General features: G+C 71.1%; 17 protein-coding genes and 2 pseudogenes. 7 read left to right on the top strand and 12 right to left on the bottom strand.

Going from position 1 to position 17,440, the window contains the following annotated elements:
• Positions 1-108: 108 nt before the first annotated feature.
• From ABNF97_RS05215 to purS, 4 genes and pseudogenes are all read right to left on the bottom strand, one after another.
• Positions 109-885, bottom strand: coding sequence for a 2-phosphosulfolactate phosphatase (locus ABNF97_RS05215; protein WP_349337853.1), 777 nt, complete (start codon positions 883-885; stop codon positions 109-111).
• 482 nt (positions 886-1,367) lie between these two features.
• Positions 1,368-3,811 (bottom strand): annotated as a pseudogene (gene purL, locus ABNF97_RS05210) (phosphoribosylformylglycinamidine synthase subunit PurL); the annotation flags it as partial.
• A gap of 111 nt (positions 3,812-3,922) precedes the next feature.
• Complete coding sequence (purQ, locus tag ABNF97_RS05205; protein WP_130461437.1) at positions 3,923-4,606, bottom strand: phosphoribosylformylglycinamidine synthase subunit PurQ; 684 nt, start codon at positions 4,604-4,606, stop codon at positions 3,923-3,925.
• On the bottom strand, positions 4,603-4,866 hold the full coding sequence (gene purS / locus ABNF97_RS05200; protein ID WP_130461436.1) for a phosphoribosylformylglycinamidine synthase subunit PurS: 264 nt from the start codon (positions 4,864-4,866) through the stop codon (positions 4,603-4,605). Before purS ends, purQ begins: the two co-directional genes overlap by 4 nt.
• A 378-nt stretch (positions 4,867-5,244) precedes the next feature.
• Between purS and ABNF97_RS05195 the strand changes: the two genes are divergently transcribed.
• Together ABNF97_RS05195 and ABNF97_RS05190 are read left to right on the top strand one after the other, a co-directional pair.
• Positions 5,245-5,901 carry a S1 family peptidase gene (locus ABNF97_RS05195; protein WP_486484919.1) on the top strand — a complete coding sequence of 219 codons (657 nt, stop codon included), beginning with the start codon at positions 5,245-5,247 and terminating at the stop codon, positions 5,899-5,901.
• 216 nt (positions 5,902-6,117) lie between these two features.
• Positions 6,118-6,576 carry a heavy metal-binding domain-containing protein gene (locus ABNF97_RS05190; protein WP_130461434.1) on the top strand — a complete coding sequence of 153 codons (459 nt, stop codon included), beginning with the start codon at positions 6,118-6,120 and terminating at the stop codon, positions 6,574-6,576.
• A 108-nt stretch (positions 6,577-6,684) separates the two neighbouring features.
• On the opposite strand, the gene purB is transcribed toward ABNF97_RS05190, so the two are convergent.
• On the bottom strand, positions 6,685-8,109 hold the full coding sequence (gene purB, locus ABNF97_RS05185) for an adenylosuccinate lyase (RefSeq protein WP_349337799.1): 1,425 nt from the start codon (positions 8,107-8,109) through the stop codon (positions 6,685-6,687).
• 116 nt (positions 8,110-8,225) lie between these two features.
• On the opposite strand from purB, the gene ABNF97_RS05180 reads away from it, so the two are divergent.
• A complete protein-coding gene (locus ABNF97_RS05180) occupies positions 8,226-8,657 on the top strand; it encodes a 50S ribosomal protein L11 (RefSeq protein ID WP_130461432.1) in 432 nt (143 codons plus the stop codon).
• 111 nt (positions 8,658-8,768) lie between these two features.
• On the opposite strand, the gene ABNF97_RS05175 is transcribed toward ABNF97_RS05180, so the two are convergent.
• The 7 genes and pseudogenes from ABNF97_RS05175 to ABNF97_RS05145 form a co-directional block, all read right to left on the bottom strand.
• Positions 8,769-10,472, bottom strand: coding sequence for an ABC transporter permease family protein (locus tag ABNF97_RS05175; protein ID WP_349337798.1), 1,704 nt, complete (start codon positions 10,470-10,472; stop codon positions 8,769-8,771).
• Between the two features lie 128 nt (positions 10,473-10,600).
• Positions 10,601-11,908, bottom strand: coding sequence for an MFS transporter (locus ABNF97_RS05170; protein ID WP_349337797.1), 1,308 nt, complete (start codon positions 11,906-11,908; stop codon positions 10,601-10,603).
• Positions 11,909-11,910: 2 nt separating this feature from the next.
• Positions 11,911-12,549 (bottom strand): winged helix-turn-helix domain-containing protein, encoded by a 639-nt coding sequence (locus ABNF97_RS05165; protein ID WP_349337796.1) that lies wholly within the window; start codon positions 12,547-12,549, stop codon positions 11,911-11,913.
• A gap of 266 nt (positions 12,550-12,815) precedes the next feature.
• Entirely contained in the window at positions 12,816-13,022 is a 207-nt protein-coding gene (locus ABNF97_RS05160; protein ID WP_349337795.1) for a hypothetical protein, read from the bottom strand.
• A 192-nt stretch (positions 13,023-13,214) separates the two neighbouring features.
• Positions 13,215-13,772: pseudogene (locus ABNF97_RS05155) on the bottom strand (UTRA domain-containing protein); the annotation flags it as partial.
• A 71-nt stretch (positions 13,773-13,843) separates the two neighbouring features.
• Positions 13,844-14,047, bottom strand: coding sequence for a DUF397 domain-containing protein (locus tag ABNF97_RS05150; RefSeq protein WP_349337794.1), 204 nt, complete (start codon positions 14,045-14,047; stop codon positions 13,844-13,846).
• 15 nt (positions 14,048-14,062) lie between these two features.
• Entirely contained in the window at positions 14,063-14,920 is an 858-nt protein-coding gene (locus ABNF97_RS05145) for a helix-turn-helix domain-containing protein (protein ID WP_349337793.1), read from the bottom strand.
• Positions 14,921-15,209: 289 nt separating this feature from the next.
• On the opposite strand from ABNF97_RS05145, the gene ABNF97_RS05140 reads away from it, so the two are divergent.
• From ABNF97_RS05140 to ABNF97_RS05125, 4 genes are all read left to right on the top strand, one after another.
• Positions 15,210-15,542 (top strand): hypothetical protein, encoded by a 333-nt coding sequence (locus tag ABNF97_RS05140; RefSeq protein ID WP_130461425.1) that lies wholly within the window; start codon positions 15,210-15,212, stop codon positions 15,540-15,542.
• Entirely contained in the window at positions 15,539-16,081 is a 543-nt protein-coding gene (locus ABNF97_RS05135) for a hypothetical protein (RefSeq protein WP_349337792.1), read from the top strand. Before ABNF97_RS05140 ends, ABNF97_RS05135 begins: the two co-directional genes overlap by 4 nt.
• 152 nt (positions 16,082-16,233) lie before the next feature.
• Positions 16,234-16,977, top strand: a complete 744-nt coding sequence (locus tag ABNF97_RS05130) for a DUF433 domain-containing protein (RefSeq protein ID WP_165436628.1) — start codon at positions 16,234-16,236, stop codon at positions 16,975-16,977.
• Complete coding sequence (locus ABNF97_RS05125; protein WP_349337791.1) at positions 16,974-17,390, top strand: PIN-like domain-containing protein; 417 nt, start codon at positions 16,974-16,976, stop codon at positions 17,388-17,390. The genes ABNF97_RS05130 and ABNF97_RS05125 overlap by 4 nt, the downstream gene beginning before the upstream one ends.
• Positions 17,391-17,440: the final 50 nt, after the last annotated feature.

Genomic DNA, 17,440 nt, shown 5'->3' with positions numbered 1-17,440 from the left:
CCCCGGCACCACGCACTGCTTTCCCGTTTCCGGGACCGGGGGCCCCGTTCCTCAACCGCGGGACGGCCCGCGAGGACCCGTTCAGGCCGGCGAGTAGACCCCGTTGGATCAGGCCGGCGAGTAGACCCCGTTGCGGAGTACCGGCACCACATCCGAGACACCGATCTGGGCCGCGATCTCGACGTCCCGATCGAGCCCCCGGGTGACGAGTTCCCGCCCCGAGACGCTGCCCCGGACCGCCGCAGGTACGTCGGGGAGGCTGTTCAGCGCGGCCAGGGCCAGCGCCGCCTCGACGGAGAGCCCACCGGAAACCGTGGAGAGGGCGTCCAGCACGGCCGCCGCACCGAGCTGGTCCTCGACCGCGGGCCGGAGACTGTCGTCCGGCCAGCGTTCCCCGGCCGCCACGACACCGATCGGTGCCGTGGTCGAGCCGTACCCATCGGCGAGGAGCCAGCGCCCGACGGCGCTGGCGTTACGCAGGCAGGCTGCGACCACAGGCAGTCCGGTGGCGCTGGCGGCGGCGCTGATCGCCGAGCCGTTCGGGGACGGGAGCACCAGGTCCGGCACGACCGGAGCGGCGTGCAGGGCCGCCGGGGAGAGCGACCAGGGATGGTCCGGCGTCACCGCACGGCGGCCGACCGCGGCCACCGCGCCGACCCGGGTGGCGTACTCCGCCGCCTGGGCGCCCCACGGAAACGGGTGCACCCGCATCCCCCGCGCGACCGCCACCTCGACCGACGTGGTGAAGGAGAGCACGTCCACGACCACCAGCACCGCGCAGACCCGGCTCAGCTCGGTCGCGCCGGCCGACCCCCAGTCCAGTCTGGCGCCGGTGCCGGGTTGGGCGTGGACCGATTCCGTCGAGCCGTCCGATGGTCGGGTCAGTTCCGTCACACTGCGGTTCCTTCGCCACGGGAGAGCCCGACCGCCATGCGGCCGGGTCAGTCCGTCGGGCGCTCTCCGGCATCACTCGGGGCCGCGCCCTCCGCCTGTGCGGCAGGATCGGCCCCAGCGGCGGGCCCGGCGACGGCGTCGCCGGCCACGGTGCCGTTCGCGGCGGCGTCGCCAGGCACGGCATCGTCCGTCGCGCCGGCGTCGCCAGGTACGGCATCGCCCGTCGCACCGGCGTCGCCAGGAGCGACATCGCCCGTCGCAGCTACAGCATCACCAGAAACCGCATCGCCGGTCGCAGCGGAATCGTCGGCCGGAGTCGCCTCGGCCACCGTGGGCTCGGGCACCGTGGGCTCGGACACCGTGGGCTCGGGCAGGCTCGGCTCGGACACCGTGGGCTCGGGCAGGGTGCTGGGCTCGGCCCGGTCGGTGTCGATGACCTGCGCGGTGCCACCGGGACCGGCCGCATCCCGATCCGGGCCGGCCGGCTCGACCTCCGGCGTGCCGGTCCCGGTCGCGATGGATTCGGCCAGCGTCGCCGCGCCCTCGCCGAACAGGCTCGGCAGGGTGGCGCTGTACGCCGCACGCAGTTCCGGCAGGCCGATCGTGAACTGGTCCCTGATCTCCAGCTCGTGCCCGGCGGTGTCGGTGACCCCGATCAGCGTCCACGGCACGCCCCGCTCGACGCAGAGGGCGGTGAACGCCTTCTCGTGCCCGCGCGGCACCGCCACCATCGCCCGGCCGGCCGACTCGCTGAACAGGAAGACGAACGGCATCGAGCCGGTGGTGAAGCCCTCCGGCAGGGCGACCCGGGCGCCGACGTCGTGCCGGAGGCATGACTCGACAAGCGCCTGGCCGAGACCGCCGTCGGAGAGGTCGTGGGCGGAGCGCAGATGACCGACCCGCGCCGCCTCGGCGATCAGCTCGGCGAGGGCGCGCTCGGCCGCCAGGTCGACCTTCGGCGGTACCCCGCCGAGATGCTCGTGGGTGACCCAGGCCCACTCGGAGCCGGAGAGCTCCACCCGGGTCTCGCCGAGCACGAAGATCAGGTCGTGGTCCGCCCCGGTGGTCCGGGCGAAGCCCATCGGCACCCGCTGCGCGACGTCGTCCAGCACGCCGAGCACCCCGACGACCGGGGTGGGGTGGATCGCCGCCGCACCCGTCTGGTTGTAGAAGCTGACGTTGCCACCGGTGACCGGAATGCCCAGCTCCGCACAGCCGTCGGCGAGCCCGCGTACGGCCTCGGCGAACTGCCACATCACGCCCGGGTCCTCCGGCGAGCCGAAGTTCAGGCAGTCGGTCACCGCGACCGGCTTGGCACCGGTCACCGCCACGTTCCGGTACGCCTCGGCGAGCGCCAGCTTCGCCCCGTGGTAGGGGTCGAGCCGGGCGTACCGGCCGTTGCCGTCGACCGAGATCGCCACGCCCAGCCCGGACCGCTCGTCGATCCGGATGACCCCGGCGTCCTCCGGCTGCGCCAGCACGGTGTTGCCGAGCACGTACCGGTCGTACTGCTCGGTGACCCAGGTCTTGTCGCAGAGGTTCGGCGAGGCGATCATCCGGAGCAGGGTCTCCCGGAGCGCGTCGGCGGTGGCCGGCCTGGGCAGCGTCTCGGCCCGGTCCGCCTGGAGCAGGATCAGGTCGGCCGGCTCGCGCATCGGGCGGGCGTAGACCGGCCCGTCGTCCACCAGCGAACCCGGCGGTACGTCGACGACGGTCTGCCCCTGCCAGGTAACCAGTAGCCGGCCCGGCCCGGAACCCGCCTGGGCGCCGGTCACCTCACCGATCGCGCTGGCCGGTACGCCCCACTTCTCGGCGATCTGGAGCACCGCGTTCAGCTTCTCCGGGGCGACGATCAGCAGCATCCGCTCCTGTGACTCGCTGGCCAGGATCTCGTGCGGCTGCATGGACGCCTCGCGCAGCGGTACCCGCTCCAGCCAGACCCGCATGCCGGTGCCGGCCGCGGCGGCGGTCTCGGTGAGCGCGCAGGTCAGCCCGGCGCCGCCGAGGTCCTGGATGCCGACGACGAGCCCGGCGTCGTACAGCTCCAGGCACGCCTCGATCAGCAGCTTCTCCATGAACGGGTCGCCGACCTGCACCGACGGGCGGCGCTGCGCGCTGCCCTCGTCGAAGGTGGCGCTGGCCAGCACGGAGACCCCGCCGATGCCGTCCCGCCCGGTCTTGGCGCCGAGCAGCACCACGACGTTGCCGGGGCCGGCGGCGGCCTTGTTCTGCAGCCGGTGCACCGGAAGCACCCCGAGGCAGAGGGCGTTGACCAGCGGATTGCCCTGGTAGCAGGCGTCGAAGACGACCTCGCCGCCGATGTTGGGCAGGCCGAGGGAGTTGCCGTAGGTGCCGATTCCGGCGACCACGCCGGGCAGTACCCGGGCGGTGTCCGGGTGGTCGGCGGCGCCGAACCGCAGCGGGTCCATCACCGCGACCGGCCGGGCGCCCATCGCCAGAATGTCCCGGACGATGCCGCCGACGCCGGTCGCGGCGCCCTGGTGCGGCTCGACGAAGCTCGGGTGGTTGTGCGACTCGACCTTGAAGGTGACCGCGAGCTGGTCGGAGATCTGGATCACACCGGCGTTCTCACCGATGCCGGCGAGCAGCCGGTCGCTCGGCGGGGCCTTCTCGGCGAACTGCCGCAGGTGCACCTTGCTCGACTTGTAGGAGCAGTGCTCGCTCCACATGATCGAGTACATCGCCAGCTCGGACTGGGTGGGGCGACGGCCGAGGATCTGCCGGATCCGGTCGTACTCGTCGTCGCGCAGGCCCAGCTCGGCGTAGGGCTGGAGGTCGTCGGGGGTGGCCGCGGCGTTCGCCACGGTGTCCAGGCCGCCCGGGTAGCCGTTCACCGGCAGTTCCGCGGCGACGTGCGCCGGCACCGGCTGGCCGGGTACGGGTGACTCCGCCGCACCCGCCCTGCCCAACGCGTCGACGGCCGAGACGGGTACCGGGGAGGAGTCGGATGCCGAGGGGTGGTCGGCGAGGGCGGGCTCTGGCTGGCCCATGACCTCACTCCGTTCGATCATGCGGGTACTCCCGCGAGGTGCTTGAGGATCGACGTGAAGAAGCCGAGCCCGTCGAGGGATGGGCCGGTCAGCGCTTCCACGGCGTGCTCGGGATGCGGCATCAGCCCGACCACGTTGCCGGCCTCGTTGGTGATGCCGGCGATGTCCCGCAGCGAGCCGTTCGGGTTGCCGCCCAGGTAGCGGGCGACGACCCGGCCGTTCGCCTCCAACTCGTCGAGGGTGCGCTCGTCGGCGACGTAGCAGCCCTCGCCGTTCTTCACCGGGATCAGGATCTCCTGGCCGGGCTGGAACGCGTTGGTCCAGGCGGTACCGGTCGACTCGATCCGCAGCACCTGGTCGCGGTTGCGGAAGTGCAGGTGCTGGTTGCGGGTCAGCGCGCCCGGAAGCAGGTGTGCCTCGCAGAGGATCTGGAACCCGTTGCAGATGCCGAGCACCGGCAGGCCGTCCCGGGCCCCGGCCGCGATGGTCTCCATCACCGGGGCGAACCGGGCGATGGCCCCGCAGCGCAGGTAGTCGCCGTAGGAGAAGCCGCCGGGCAGCACCACGGCGTCGACGCCGTGCAGGTTGGGGTCGTCGTGCCAGAGCGACACCGCCTCGGCGCCGGCGATCCGGGCGGCCCGGGCCGCGTCGCGGTCGTCCAGCGAGCCGGGGAAGGTCACCACGCCGATCCGGGCGGTCATGGATTGCTCTCCTCGGCGTGACCGGCATCGGCCACCCGGACCGAGAAGTCCTCGATCACCGGGTTGGCCAGCAGCTTGTCCGCGATCTCCCGAGCCCGGTCCAGGTCCGGCTGGCCGGTGAACTCGATCTCGATGCGCCGACCGATGCGCACGGAGGACACGTCCGTGACTCCGAGCCTCGGCAGCGCATTCGCGACGGCCTGGCCCTGGGGATCGAGAATCTCCGGCTTGAGCATGACGTCGACGACGACGCGAGGCACTGGGCACTCCTGACTGTGTACGCAGTTGGGTGCCGGCCCACGAAAGGGGCGAGCGGAGCCAGCGTACCCGGCCGACCAGCGTGTTGACGCACGGGCCGGCGCGTCGATGCCTCGATGGACCCGGTCACCCGCCGACCACCTCCGGCGGACCGGTCACCCGCCGGAGACGGTCGGAAACCGACCGCAGAGGTTCACTCTTGTGAATAGGTGACGAACAGCCTAGCCTGTGGCGTCAAACGTCCGGTTGTCTCCACCGAACGTTGACTGTCCAGATCCGTATGGCGGACATCCTCCCGTCTACGGCGGCTCACCCGACCCGGTGACCCCGGGTAAACCCCCCGGAAGGAGCCCCCCGTGCGTCTTCGCCGAACCATGGTGATGCTCGCCACCACCCTCGCCGGTGCGCTCGTCGCGCCGTCCGTCGCCTCTGCCGCCCCGGTCACCCCGTTCATCATCGGTGGCGGCACCGTCTCCTCGGCCCCGTGGGCCGCGGCCGTGTTCAGCAACGGCTCGTTCACCTGCTCCGGCACCATCATCGCGGCCCGCTGGGTGCTCACCGCCCGGCACTGCGTCAGCGGCACGATGTCGGTGCGGGTCGGCAGCGTCAACCGGTCCTCCGGCGGCGTCACCAGCGGCGTGACCGCCGCCTACGGCCGGTACGACCTCGCGCTGCTCAACCTGTCCACCTCGATCAACACCAGCTACATGCCCCTGTCCAGCGCCTACCCGCCGGTCAACTCCACCAACTCGATCTACGGGTGGGGGATGACCTGCTACAGCGGCTGCTCGGCGTCCAGCACGCTGAAGACCGCCACGGTGCAGGTGACCAGCACCAACGTCACCGACGCGTACGGCGGGCGGGCGATCCGCAGCAGCCGGATCAACGGCAACGCCTGGCGGGGTGACTCGGGCGGCCCGCAGGTCTACAACGGCGCCCAGGTGGGCGTCGCCTCCACCGCCGACGGGCGGAGCATCCAGAACTACGGCAGTGTCGCCTACAACCGTTCCTGGATCACCTCCGTCTCCGGCGTCTAGGCACCACCCATACCCTCCTCAGGGGTAGGGCGCGGACGTTCCAACTGCGTTGGGACGTCCGCGCCGCGCCGTTTCCGGGCTCGCGCGCGGTTTGGCGCGGCGGGGCCGGTGTCGGGGTCCCGCTGCCCTTTCGCGGCAGCCGCGCCGTTTCGCAAACTGAAGCGATGTGAACAGCCTTCGCAAAGCGGCCGGCCCCAGCTCTGCCAGCATCAGGTTGTGCTGGTCGTGACGACGGATCACCTACCGGGGTACGAGATCCGCGCAGTACTCGGCGAGGTCGTATCTTCCCAGGCCCGAACCCGGAACCCGTACCGGGAAGGCGTGAAGAACCTCCGTGGCGGCGCCTACGACCCCAAGGCGCCCGAGAACCTGACCCGCTGGCGTACCGACGCCGTGCAGAAGTTGGGTGAGGAGGCGACCCGGCTCGGCGCGAACGCCGTGATCGGGATGCGGTTCGACCACCGTGAGGTCGGCGAGATGTGGATGGAGCTGTGCGCGTACGGCACGGCGGTGGTCGCGGTCCGCCAGCCACCGGAGAATCCCCCCGCCGACCAGCCGACGGTGGCGGCCGAGACGGCACACCTGGCGGAGCCGCTGGACTCCGGGGCGATCGCCGAGGCGCCCAGCGCCCCGGATCTCGGCAGCGCCGCCGGCACCCCGACCCCCCGCAGCTGACCCGCGGGGAAGGGCCCCTGCTTATCGTTTCCGGTAGATAAAGGGCCCCTTCCCAACGCCCGACTGCACGGGTCGGGCGAGTCGAAGCAGTGGCGGAGCGGGTGCCGGTCAGAGGATCGGCGCCGGGTCGTACGCGGCGGCCTCGGGGTGTGCCGCCACCACCGCGGCGATCCGGTCGGCCACGGCACGGACCTGCGCGGACGCCGCTCCGGTGAAGCCGGCGCGGTCGGCGACCAGCTCGGCTATCTCGGTGCGGGTCAGCCCGAGCCGGTCGTCGGCGGCGAGCCGGTCGAAGAGGTCGTTCTCGGCGGCGCCCTTCTCCCGCATCGCCAGGGCCACCGCCACCGCGTGTTCCTTGATCACCTCGTGCGCGGTCTCCCGGCCGACCCCGCGCCGCACCGCCGCCACGAGGATCCTGGTGGTGGCCAGGAACGGCAGGTAGCGGTCGAGTTCCCGGGCGATCACCGCCGGGTACGCGCCGAACTCGTCCAGCACGGTCAGGAAGGTCTGGAACAGCCCGTCGGCGGCGAAGAAGGCGTCCGGCAGCGCGACCCGGCGCACCACCGAGCAGGAGACGTCACCCTCGTTCCACTGGTCACCGGCCAACTCGCCGACCATCGACAGGTAACCCCGGATGATCACCGCGAAGCCGTTGACCCGCTCGCTGGACCGGGTGTTCATCTTGTGCGGCATCGCGCTGGAGCCGACCTGGCCGGGGCGGAAGCCCTCGGTGGCCAACTCCTGGCCGACCATCAGCCGGGTCGTGGTGGCCAGGCTGCTCGGGGCGGCGGCGGTCTGGGCCAGCGCGGAGATCACGTCGAAGTCCAGTGAGCGCGGATAGACCTGGCCGACGCTGTCCAGTACGCGGCGGAACCCGAGGTGCTCGGCGACCCGGCGTTCCAGCTCGGCCACCTTCGCCGCGTCCCCGTCGAAGAGGTCGAGCTGGTCGGCGGCGGTACCGACCGGCCCCTTCACGCCCCGCAACGGATAGCGCTCGATCAGGTCGGTCAGCCGCTCGTACCCGATCAGCAGCTCCTCGGCGGCGCTGGCGAACCGCTTGCCCAGGGTGGTCGCCTGGGCGGCGACGTTGTGCGAGCGGCCGGTCATCACCAGGTCGGCATGCTCGACGGCGAGCCGGGCCAGCCGGGCCAGGGCGGCGACCACCCGGTCCCGGACAAGCTCCAGCGAGGCGCGGACCTGGAGCTGCTCGACGTTCTCGGTCAGGTCCCGGGAGGTCATCCCCTTGTGCACCTGCTCGTGCCCGGCCAGCGCGCTGAACTCCTCGATCCGCGCCTTCACGTCGTGCCGGGTCACCCGCTCCCGGGCCGCGATCGAGGCCAGGTCGACCCGGTCCAGCACCCGCTCGTACGCCTCGACCACCCCGTCCGGCACCGGCACGCCGAGATCACGCTGCGCCCGGAGTACGGCCAGCCAGAGCCGGCGCTCCATCCGGATCTTCTCCTCCGGGGACCAGAGGGCGGCCAGCTCGGCCGAGGCGTAGCGGTTGGCGAGGACGTTGGGGATGCTGGTCACCCCGCCATTCTCGACCATCCCGCCCCGCCGGCCCGCCCCGGGCCGGAGCCCTTACCGGGCCGGACCGGGATAATCGCGTTGACCCTCCAGCTGCTGGAATCTCTAGCTTCGCCGGCATGGCAGCGCAGAAGAAGGTATCCCGCCAGCTCACCCTGGAACTCGACGCCGGCAACGCGGCGATGGTCGACATCGGCAAGATGCTCGGCCCGACCGGTGTCAACACCCGGCAGCTGAAGCTCGACTACGACGCCGCCACCGCCGGCCAGCGCGGCGAGATCGTGCCCGTGGTGGTCACGGTCTTCGAGGATCGCTCGTACGCGCTGCGCTACAAGACGCCGCCGACGGCGTACCTGATCCGGAAGGTGCTCGGCCTGAGTGGCGGGTCGGCACGGCCCGGCAGCCAGACGGTGGCCAAGATCTCCCGCCAGCAGCTCCGGGAGATCGCCGAGCGTAAGTTGCCGGACCTCAACACCGACGACGTGGCGGCGGCGATGCGGCAGGTCGCCGGCACCGCCCGCTCGATGGGTGTGCTCGTCGCCGAGGAATGACGATCACGGATCCGGCGACGGGTCCGGGGCGAGGTGGGATCCGGCGATGGATCCGGGGCGAGTGGCGATGTCGGCTCGGTGCCGGTCGAGCCGTCCCCGGCGGCCGGAGGGCTACTCGCCCCGGTCCGGCTCCCCGGGTGGGCGACCGGTCCGGATGGCCAGCCGATCCAGGTAGCCGATCTGGAGCGCGACGAAGGCCAGCAGGAACACGACGAGTAGCGGAAGCGGGAGTACCAGACTGAGGATCTCCCCGCCGGAGGATCTGAACTGCTGCGTCCACATGTTCGCGAGCAGCGGGGCCGGCGCGTTCTCCACACGGTGCACGACCAGCAGGGGCCAGAGCAGTTGCTGGGCGTGGACCAACCAGGTCAGCAGCACGGCGGCGGCCAGCATCGGCAGTGCCGGCAACAGCAGGGTACGAGCGGGATCACCACCAGAGCGCCACTTCGGCGCTAACCCCCGGAACAGCAGGGTGAAGACGAAGAGCGCTGGCACGCTGAGCCAGACCGGCGGGATCAGGCCGAGGAACGTGTCGATCTGGTCGTTCTCGCTGGCCCTCTTGAAGCCCACGATGGCCAGCGGACCGATGCCGACGAAGAGCCACGGCGCGAACGGCAGCAGCAGTAGTTCGCTCCACCGGCCCAGCGGGCGCAGCGCGCCGATGCCGAAGCCGGCCACCGCGGCCAGGCCGACCGACACCACTGCCGACACGAGCGGCGGCAGCCAGGTATCGACGAGGACCTCGGGCAGGTTGGGACCGCTGGGCGTGTCCGGGCTGCTGAAGGCGTGCCGCAGCCAGGGCGCGGAGGCCCAGGCGAAGACGGCGAGCAGGACGACCAGCGCCGCGACGACGATCCCGACGAGCAGGCCGGACGGGCCACCGGCCGCACCGGGTGATGCGGCGGGCCGGTCCCGCCAGCCGTCGAAATCGATCCGGGCGCGGCTGGCCAGCAGTAATCCGGTCGCGACGAGCCCGAGTACGCCGAGTATGACCAGTAGCAGCGTGGCACTGGCGGCCCCGACTCCCAGCCGGAAGGTGACGAAGCTGACCTGTACCAAGCCCAACACCGGCGTCGTGGTGGAGCGGGTCGGTCCACCGCCGGTGAGCAGCGCCGGGGCGGTGTAGATCTGCAGCGCTCCGGCGAGGACGGCCAGGCCGACAACCCCGCCGACCGTGAGCATGGCCTGGTACGGCCAACGCCCTGGCTCCCGCCGACGCAGTGCGCTCAGGTACGCCGTCGCGGCGACCGCGACCACCAACCCGAACGAGGTCGCCGCGACCGCCCAGGCCAGCTCCAACCGTGCGCCGTCGGTGGAGAACTCGGGATCGCGGCGGTGCAGCCGCCAGCCGAGGTACACCGCGACCGGGGCGTAGGCGGCGACAGGCAGGGCGAGTACGGCCCGGGCCAGCAGCCGGGCCAGCCGGCCGGCCCGGTCGGCGACGAAGGACAACAGCGGCGCGAGCACCAACGCGAGGGCGAGAGGCAGCAGGGCGAGGAGCAGGACCAGGCCGAATTGGCTGAGAAAGCCGTCCTCGAAAAGCGTCCGGTAGTTCTCGACCCCGGCCGGTCGCGGCGCCCGGAACAGATCCTCCTCGCGGAAACTGGTCAACACCGTGGAGAAGGTCGGTACGACGTACGACCAGATCAGCGCGATCAGGGCCGGCAGCAGCAGCGCCACGCCGAGCAGCGCCGGACCCGCCGAGCCGGCTCTGGCCTGGCCCGGTGGAGGTTGCCGGGGTGGGTACTGCTGGTGCGGATGCCCGCCGGTGGATGGAAAATGCCCTGTTCCGGTCGGCTGCTCTGGATAACCCACCCCCGTGCGCCCCCTCGCCTCGCCTCGCCGGTTCCGGTTCCGGTTCCGGTGACCGTATCGATCCCCGGTCCGACGCGCGAGGAGGCCCGCGCGAACGCTCAGCGGTTGCCGATTCCGGCAATCCCGGATCAGCCAGCGGGCACTTCCGACCCCACCGGCACCGAGGACCCATCGAACGACGACGATCCGGCGGACGACGGCTCGGGGGCGGCCGGGAACTGGGCGGAGAGCCGGCGTACGCCGGGATCGGCCAGCATGCCGAGCACCGCGACCAGCACGATTCCGGCGGCGACCAGCAGCGTCGGCTTGCTGCCGATCGCCTCCGCCACCGGCCCGATGGCCATCTGGCCGAGCGGGATCGCCAGGAACGAGCCGAGCGCGTCGTACGAGTAGACCCGGGCGAGCCTGTCGGCGGGGATGTTCTGCTGCATCGAGGTCTCCCAGGCGACCGAGAACTGCTCGATCGCCAGCCCGGCCACGAACGCGGCGGCGACCAGCACGGCGACGGAGGGCATCCAGGCCAGCCCGAGCAGCAGCAGTACCCCGGCGAACATGCAGAGCACGCCGAGCAGGAGTAGCCGGCGTACCCGGATGCGCAGCGCGATCATCGCCCCGGCCACCATCCCGGTGGTCTGGGCGGCGAGCACCACGCCCCAGGCGGGTCGGCCGATCGTCTCGTCCGCCACGGCGGGGCCGAGGACGTTGACGGAGCTGGCGTAGGCGAAGTTGATCAGCAGAAAGCCGAGTACCACCACCCAGACCCAGGAGCGGGCGACGAACTCGGTCCAGCCCTCCCGCAGGTCGCGGAGCGGGTTGACCCGCTCGGTGCGGGCGGCGGCGACCGTGTGGACGCGTACCCGGGAGAAGGCCAGCCCGGCCAGCGCGAAGGTCGCGGCGTCCACCAGCAGGCCCCAGCCCGGTCCGACGACGGCCACCAGCACGCCGCCGAGCGACGCACCGCCGATCATGGCCGCGTTGATGCCGAGCCGGTTGAGCGCGTTGGCCGGCTGGAGGAGTTCGGCCGGCACGGTCTGCGGGACCAGCGCGGCGGCGGCCGGCCAGGCGAAGGCGGCCACCACGCCGTTCACGGCGGCGAGCGCGACCAGGCCCGGGATCGTCGCGGTATCGGTCAGCACCAGCGCCGCGACCGCGCCCTGGGTGAGCGCGGCGAGCGCGCAGGAGACCACCATCACCGCTTGCCGGGGCAGCCGGTCGGCCAGCACGCCGCCGAAGAGCAGGAACAACACGTGGGTCAGCGACCGCGCGCCGACCACCAGGCCGAGGTCGCGCACGCTGCCGGTGAGATCGAGTACGGCGAACGCCAGCGCGATCGGCGCGACCGCGTTGCCGAGCATGGTGGCGGCGCGGCCGAGGGCCAGATAGCGGAACGGCCGGTGCCGCAGCGGCGCGAGGACCCTGTCCCGGGTATCCACCACGATCAGTCCTCCATCCGGAACAGCGCGACGGTGGTGCTCACCCGGTGGGTGCCGGGGGTGCGCGGAGGCTTGGCGGCGGCGTGTAGTCGGGCCGATGCCTCGGCGATGGTGGTCCGGATCTCGTTCCAGGTCTCACCGTCGACCCAGAACTCCGCGTCGGTGAGGAAGTTGCCCGGGCCGCGCCGGAGCTGGGTGGCGCGGCGGCGCAGTTCGGCGGCGAGCGCCGCGTAGACGAGCTGGTGGTCGGGCGTGGACTCGGCGTCGACGGTTTCGGCGCTGCGGCCACCTTCGCCGCCGCGGTCGGCCAGGCCGGCTTCCCGGCCCGGCCTCCAGTCGAAGTCGCGGGCCGCGTCGTAGCGGTAGCGCTTGGCGGTGCCGCCCCGGATCCGCTCCTCGCCAGCCACCTCGATCATCTCGGCGGCGAGCAGGTGCCGGAGGTGGTAGCTGGCGTTGGCGTGGGTGAGGTCCAGCTCGCGGGCTATCTCGGCGGCGGTCAACGCCGCTGCGGTGAGCAGGGAGAGGATACGCAGCCGTACCGGATGGGCCAGCGCCCGGAGCCGGGCGGTCGGATCCGGTGCGCCCTCGCCGCTGGCTGCGCTGTCGCCCGGAGGTCCGTCCGGGCCATCAACTCCCAAAGACATGTTTGGGAGTTTACGAGACGCCGCCGCGACTATCAAACGTTTGTTTGGTAGTCACCGAACCGAACCGGGTACCCCGCCTGCGGAGATCGCCGGGCGCGGGGCAGTTCGCCGAGCGGGTCAGCCGTCAGTGATCTTCGGATGCGCCGTCCCGGGACGGACCAGCCACACCGTCCGAGCTGGGTCGTCGACCAGGTACCAGATCCGTCCGGCGCTGGTCACCTCGTACTGCCACTGTTCGAGGCGTTGCCCGTTGTGGCTGCCCCAGGCTAGGGCGTGCTTGAGCCGGTGCTGCCGGATGTCGACGGATGCGGCCGAGGGGCGCGACGAATCGCCTCGAAGGCGGTACGGACGTTGCCCGGCGCCTGGCGACACAGTTCGTCCCAGCCCTTGGCGGCATCGCTGTTGGCGAAACGTACGTCGAACTCGTCCTCGCGCGGCGGCGGTGCCGCCCGATCCCCCCGCTTGGGGCTCATGCCACCGTCCCGGGCGCCCGCACCTCACCATGGTCCCCGTGGTGCGCCTGGGTGAGCGCCGCGGACCGCCGTGCTCCTTCAGCATCCCCGCCAGCAATCGGGCCGTGAGGTCGGCAACCTCGCGACCTGGACGCCAGAGGCGTTACGGCACCTCGGTAACGCCTCTGGCGTCCAGGTCACCGATCCAGGCGGTCAGTCTTCGGGCGGGATGTCCTGGCGGTACCGGAGTTCGTGCAGGTGACTGCCCTTGATCAGGATCGACACCTCGACCGGACGGCCGGACCCGTCACGGATAACGCGGAACTGACGGAGGACCGGCACGTACGGCGGCAGTGCCAGCGCCTCGACCTCTTCGGTGGTGGGCATCCTCGCCGAGATGCGGTCGTGCAGATCCCGCTGCCGGTGCCCGTTGTCCGCCAGCACCCGAGCGGCGCCACCAGCGATCTTCCGACGCCCGGCCAGCTCCGTGCCCCTGGCGATCGCAGTCGGGTAGTACGACCAAGAAAGCTCCACCGGCTCGTTGCCTTGCAACAGCAGCCGGTGCCGCAGCACGGCGGTCTCGCCGTCCGCGAGCTCCAGTGACCTGGCCACCTCGACGGGCGGCTCGACCTCGGCCACGTCGAGCAGCCGGTATCCGTAGCCGCCGGGCGATGGTGCGAGATAGGCGGCGGCTTCGATCACGATCGACTCAGACCGCCCGGAGCCCGCCTGCCTTTCGTTCGTGCCTTCCACACCGGCTCCTTCCGCTCGCGGGCGGTCGAGTTGAGGTGTCAGCTACCAGTCCGGCCACGACTGCGCCGGTCGGGTAGCGATCCCGGGCGTCAGGGTCGGTCGAAGGTGCCGGACTTCGAGGCGGTGACGAACGCCTGCCAGGTGCCGGGTGAGAAGCAGAGGACCGCCTCGTCGGGACGCTTGGAGTCGCGGACCGCGACCAGACCGGTGGCCGCCGCGACCTCCACGCAGTCACCGTTTCCACCACCGCTGGATCGGCTGCTCTTGCGCCAGGTCAGAGCCCGTACGTCCATGTTTGCCGGCCTTTCTCAGAGCGCGTCCCTCGCCTTGGCGATCAACTCCCGCGACTCCTCGACACTGACCGCCGTCGCCCGCAGGTAGTCAAAGGCAAGGGTAAACCTCTTCACCTCCTCGGCGCCCTCGACGTTGACGTCGCCGGCCGGGGTCTCGACGAAGGCGGTCGGCGGGTGCAGCGGGAACGACATGATCGTGAACGCCCCGTTCAACCCGGCGTGCCAGACCGCCTGCTGCCGCAGCACCTGGATGGCGACGTTCCCGCGCGGAGCGAGCAGGTGGTCGAGCTGCGCTTTGAGCACCTCGGGTCCACCGATCCGGCGGTGCAGCAGCGACTCGTCCAGGATCGCCCAGAGGGTCAGTGCATCGTCGGCGAGGCGACGCTGCCGGGCGAGCCGGGCCTCGACCAGCCGGTCGACCTCCTCGGTCGTCCGTCCCCGACCGGCCGGCTCGCCCCGGAAGGTGGCCCGCGCATACTCCTCGGTCTGCAACAGCCCGTTGACGGTGCCCCAGGACCAGGCACGCAGCTCGGACGCCTCGGCCTCGAAGGCGATGTAGGTACTCAGCCCACCGGTGATGACCTCGCGGTAGTCCTCCCACCAGCCGCGCTTGCGGGATTCCCGGGCCAGCCGCCAGTACTGCTCCTTCACCGCCAGTTCGGTGATGCCGTAGCAGTCGAGCATCAGGAACAGGTCGCCCTTGCTCACTCCGGTCTGTGCCAACTCGATCCGGGAGATCTTGCCCTGCGAGCAGCCGAGCGCCTCACCCACCTGGTCGGCGCTGAGCTTCGCCGCCAGCCGCAGCCGCTTCAGCTCGATGCCCAGTTGCCGACCTCGCACCGTCGGCGTCCGCCGTTCCCGCTTCTCTGGCATCCACACAGCCTCATGCATGGACGGGGACAGATCAATAGGAGAAACACATACAGCAAGGGTTGTATCACTCTAGATTCCATGCTTACATGTCGATAGCCATTGTGCATGATGCACATTCGCTGGTGCCGCGTTGACCCGACAGCGCAGCACCGCTCGGCCGGGACGGGCGTACGCAGGATCCACACAGGACAGTGGGACAACGTTGGTCGTACGGCAATACGGTCACGCGCCCGTCACCCGGTCCACTGCCCGTACGCCCGCCTCCGGTCGGCGACGAGAGGCGAAGCCGATGACCACCTACCTGTCCAGCAGCCTTGCCGAGCGGGACGCGGCCGATGCGCAGGCCGCGTACGACATGCTCGACGCGCACGTACTCGACCGGGAGACCGGGCTCTGCCTGGTCTGTCTGACGTCCGGACCGTGCCGACCCGCCAATGCGGCGGCAAACCGCCTCGTGGAGTTGGGCCGGCAGGTCCTCACCCCCGAACCCGCGAAATACCGATCGGGCGGCTGGCTCGGCTGGCTCGGCACACTCCGGCGATCCCTGCCGCGCACCGCGCCACTGCTGACCGCCGGCTGGCGGCGCCGCCTCGGTGCGACGGCTACCGCTGCGAAGACGTGAATGCCCGGCTGCCCGACATCCGGGTCGGCGACATCCTGGAGGTCGCCGAAGGCTACTACTGCTTCGGCCTCGGCAGACTGCGCCTGGAGGTCATCGAGGTGGGCCGCCGGGAACGGCACACCGACGGACTCTGGCTCCAGCTGCGCGGGATCGAACTACAGCATCCCGGCGGGACGCGACTGCGCCAGCGGCGCGTACTGGTCCGGCTGGACGCCGTGGCGATCCGGCCGGGTCCACTGTCGCGCCGACACCAACCCGAACCACGGGCCGGCCAGCGACACCCAGAGACCTTCGACGGGACGACCGGTCCTCGTCGGGCGCACCTACCGAGACGTCCCGACTGGACCTGCGCCGGCTGCGGCGAGGACTGGCCGTGCCCCCACCAACAGGCACGATTCCTGGTCCGCTACCAGCACAACCGGCTGGCACTGCTCAGCCACCTCGGCCGGTACGCGGCACTCGCGGCCACGGACCTGCCCGACCTGTCGCCTGAGGAGTTGAGTACCCGCTTCCTGGGCTGGCCCGGCGGATCGGCTTGACCTCGGCACCGGGGCCTCGCCAAAACGCTAAAACGCTCAACATTCCAGGATCGCCACCACGCCCGAGCGGTTCGGCCCCTGCCGGGGCCGGCCGCCGACCGGGCACGGGTGAGAGGATGACTCTGCCGAGATGCCGGAGGAGGTGCTGCGCGGTGAACGATGTCCGCTTCGACGTACCGCTGTACACCCAGGCCGAGACCGCGCGCTATGTGGACATGCCTGCCTCCACGCTGCGCACGTGGACACGGGGCTATTCTCGCCGCCCGGGGCAGCGTCGGCGCAGTGCGGAAGTGGCTACCCCCGAGGCGGGTACGGTCGTCAGGGCTCGGCCCGTCGTCACCTACCTCCCCCCACCCCGTCCATCGGATCCGTCGGTTCCCTTCATCGGACTCGCCGAGGCGATGTTCCTGTCCGCGCTGCGCAAAGCGGGAGTTCCACTGCAACAGATCAGACCTGCGCTGAGCCTCGTGCAGGAGCGTCTCGGGGTCGCGCACGCCCTGGCCTCACGACGCCTCTACGCCGCAGGCGCACAGCTGCTGTGGGAGGTGTCCGAGGAAGGGGAACTCGGGTCGGGAGCACGTCGGGCCCTGATCGTCCTCCGTGACGGTCAGTACGTCTTTCGAGAGGTTATCGAGCGGTACCTCAAACGCATCGAGTACGCCGACGACGGATACGCACACAGGGTCAGACTGCCAGCCTACGAGGTGGCGCAGATTGCCGCCGACCCGCAGATCAACTTTGGCCGTCCCTTCTTCGCCGTGACGGGAGCCCCCGTCACGGCCGTGCTGGGGCGAATCCGCGCGGGTGAGTCGTTGGCCGAGGTGGCAGACGACTTCGACCTTCCCGCCGACCAGGTAGCTGAGGTAGCGGATCGAGCGGACCTGCTCGCGGCATGAGCGAACTGCGTCTCTTCCTGGATCGCAGCATCGGCACCAAGAAGATCGCCCGAGCCCTTCGCGAGCTGGGCTTGGACGTCGAGACGATTCAGGACCGGTACGGTGAGGCGGCGAGCACGGTATCCGACGAGCACTGGATCCACGATGCCAGTCGCGACCAGCGAATTCTGGTAGGGGCAGATCAACGAATCAGGTACAACCGTCTCGAACGCCGCGCCTTGTGCCTCTCCTCGGCCCGCTGCTTCACCTTTCCGCGCGGGGACCTGAGCGCCGTGGAGATGATCGATCGCCTCACCCGGCACCTATCCGAGATCGAACGCATCTGGGCTGAGATCGAAGGTCCCTTCGTCTACCACCTGACCGCGGGCGGTGTCGTCAGCATGCGCCTCGACTGCGCGGACTGCCTACCGTAGATCTCCGTCACGATCCCGCTATATCGGCTGTTTGGTTCGCCTCGATGGAC

This window comes from Plantactinospora sp. B6F1 (assembly GCF_040120695.1).
GTDB lineage: Bacteria > Actinomycetota > Actinomycetes > Mycobacteriales > Micromonosporaceae > Plantactinospora.
The sequence above is the reverse complement of the archived record's forward strand: the minus strand, read 5'-3'. Positions and strand labels throughout refer to the sequence as shown.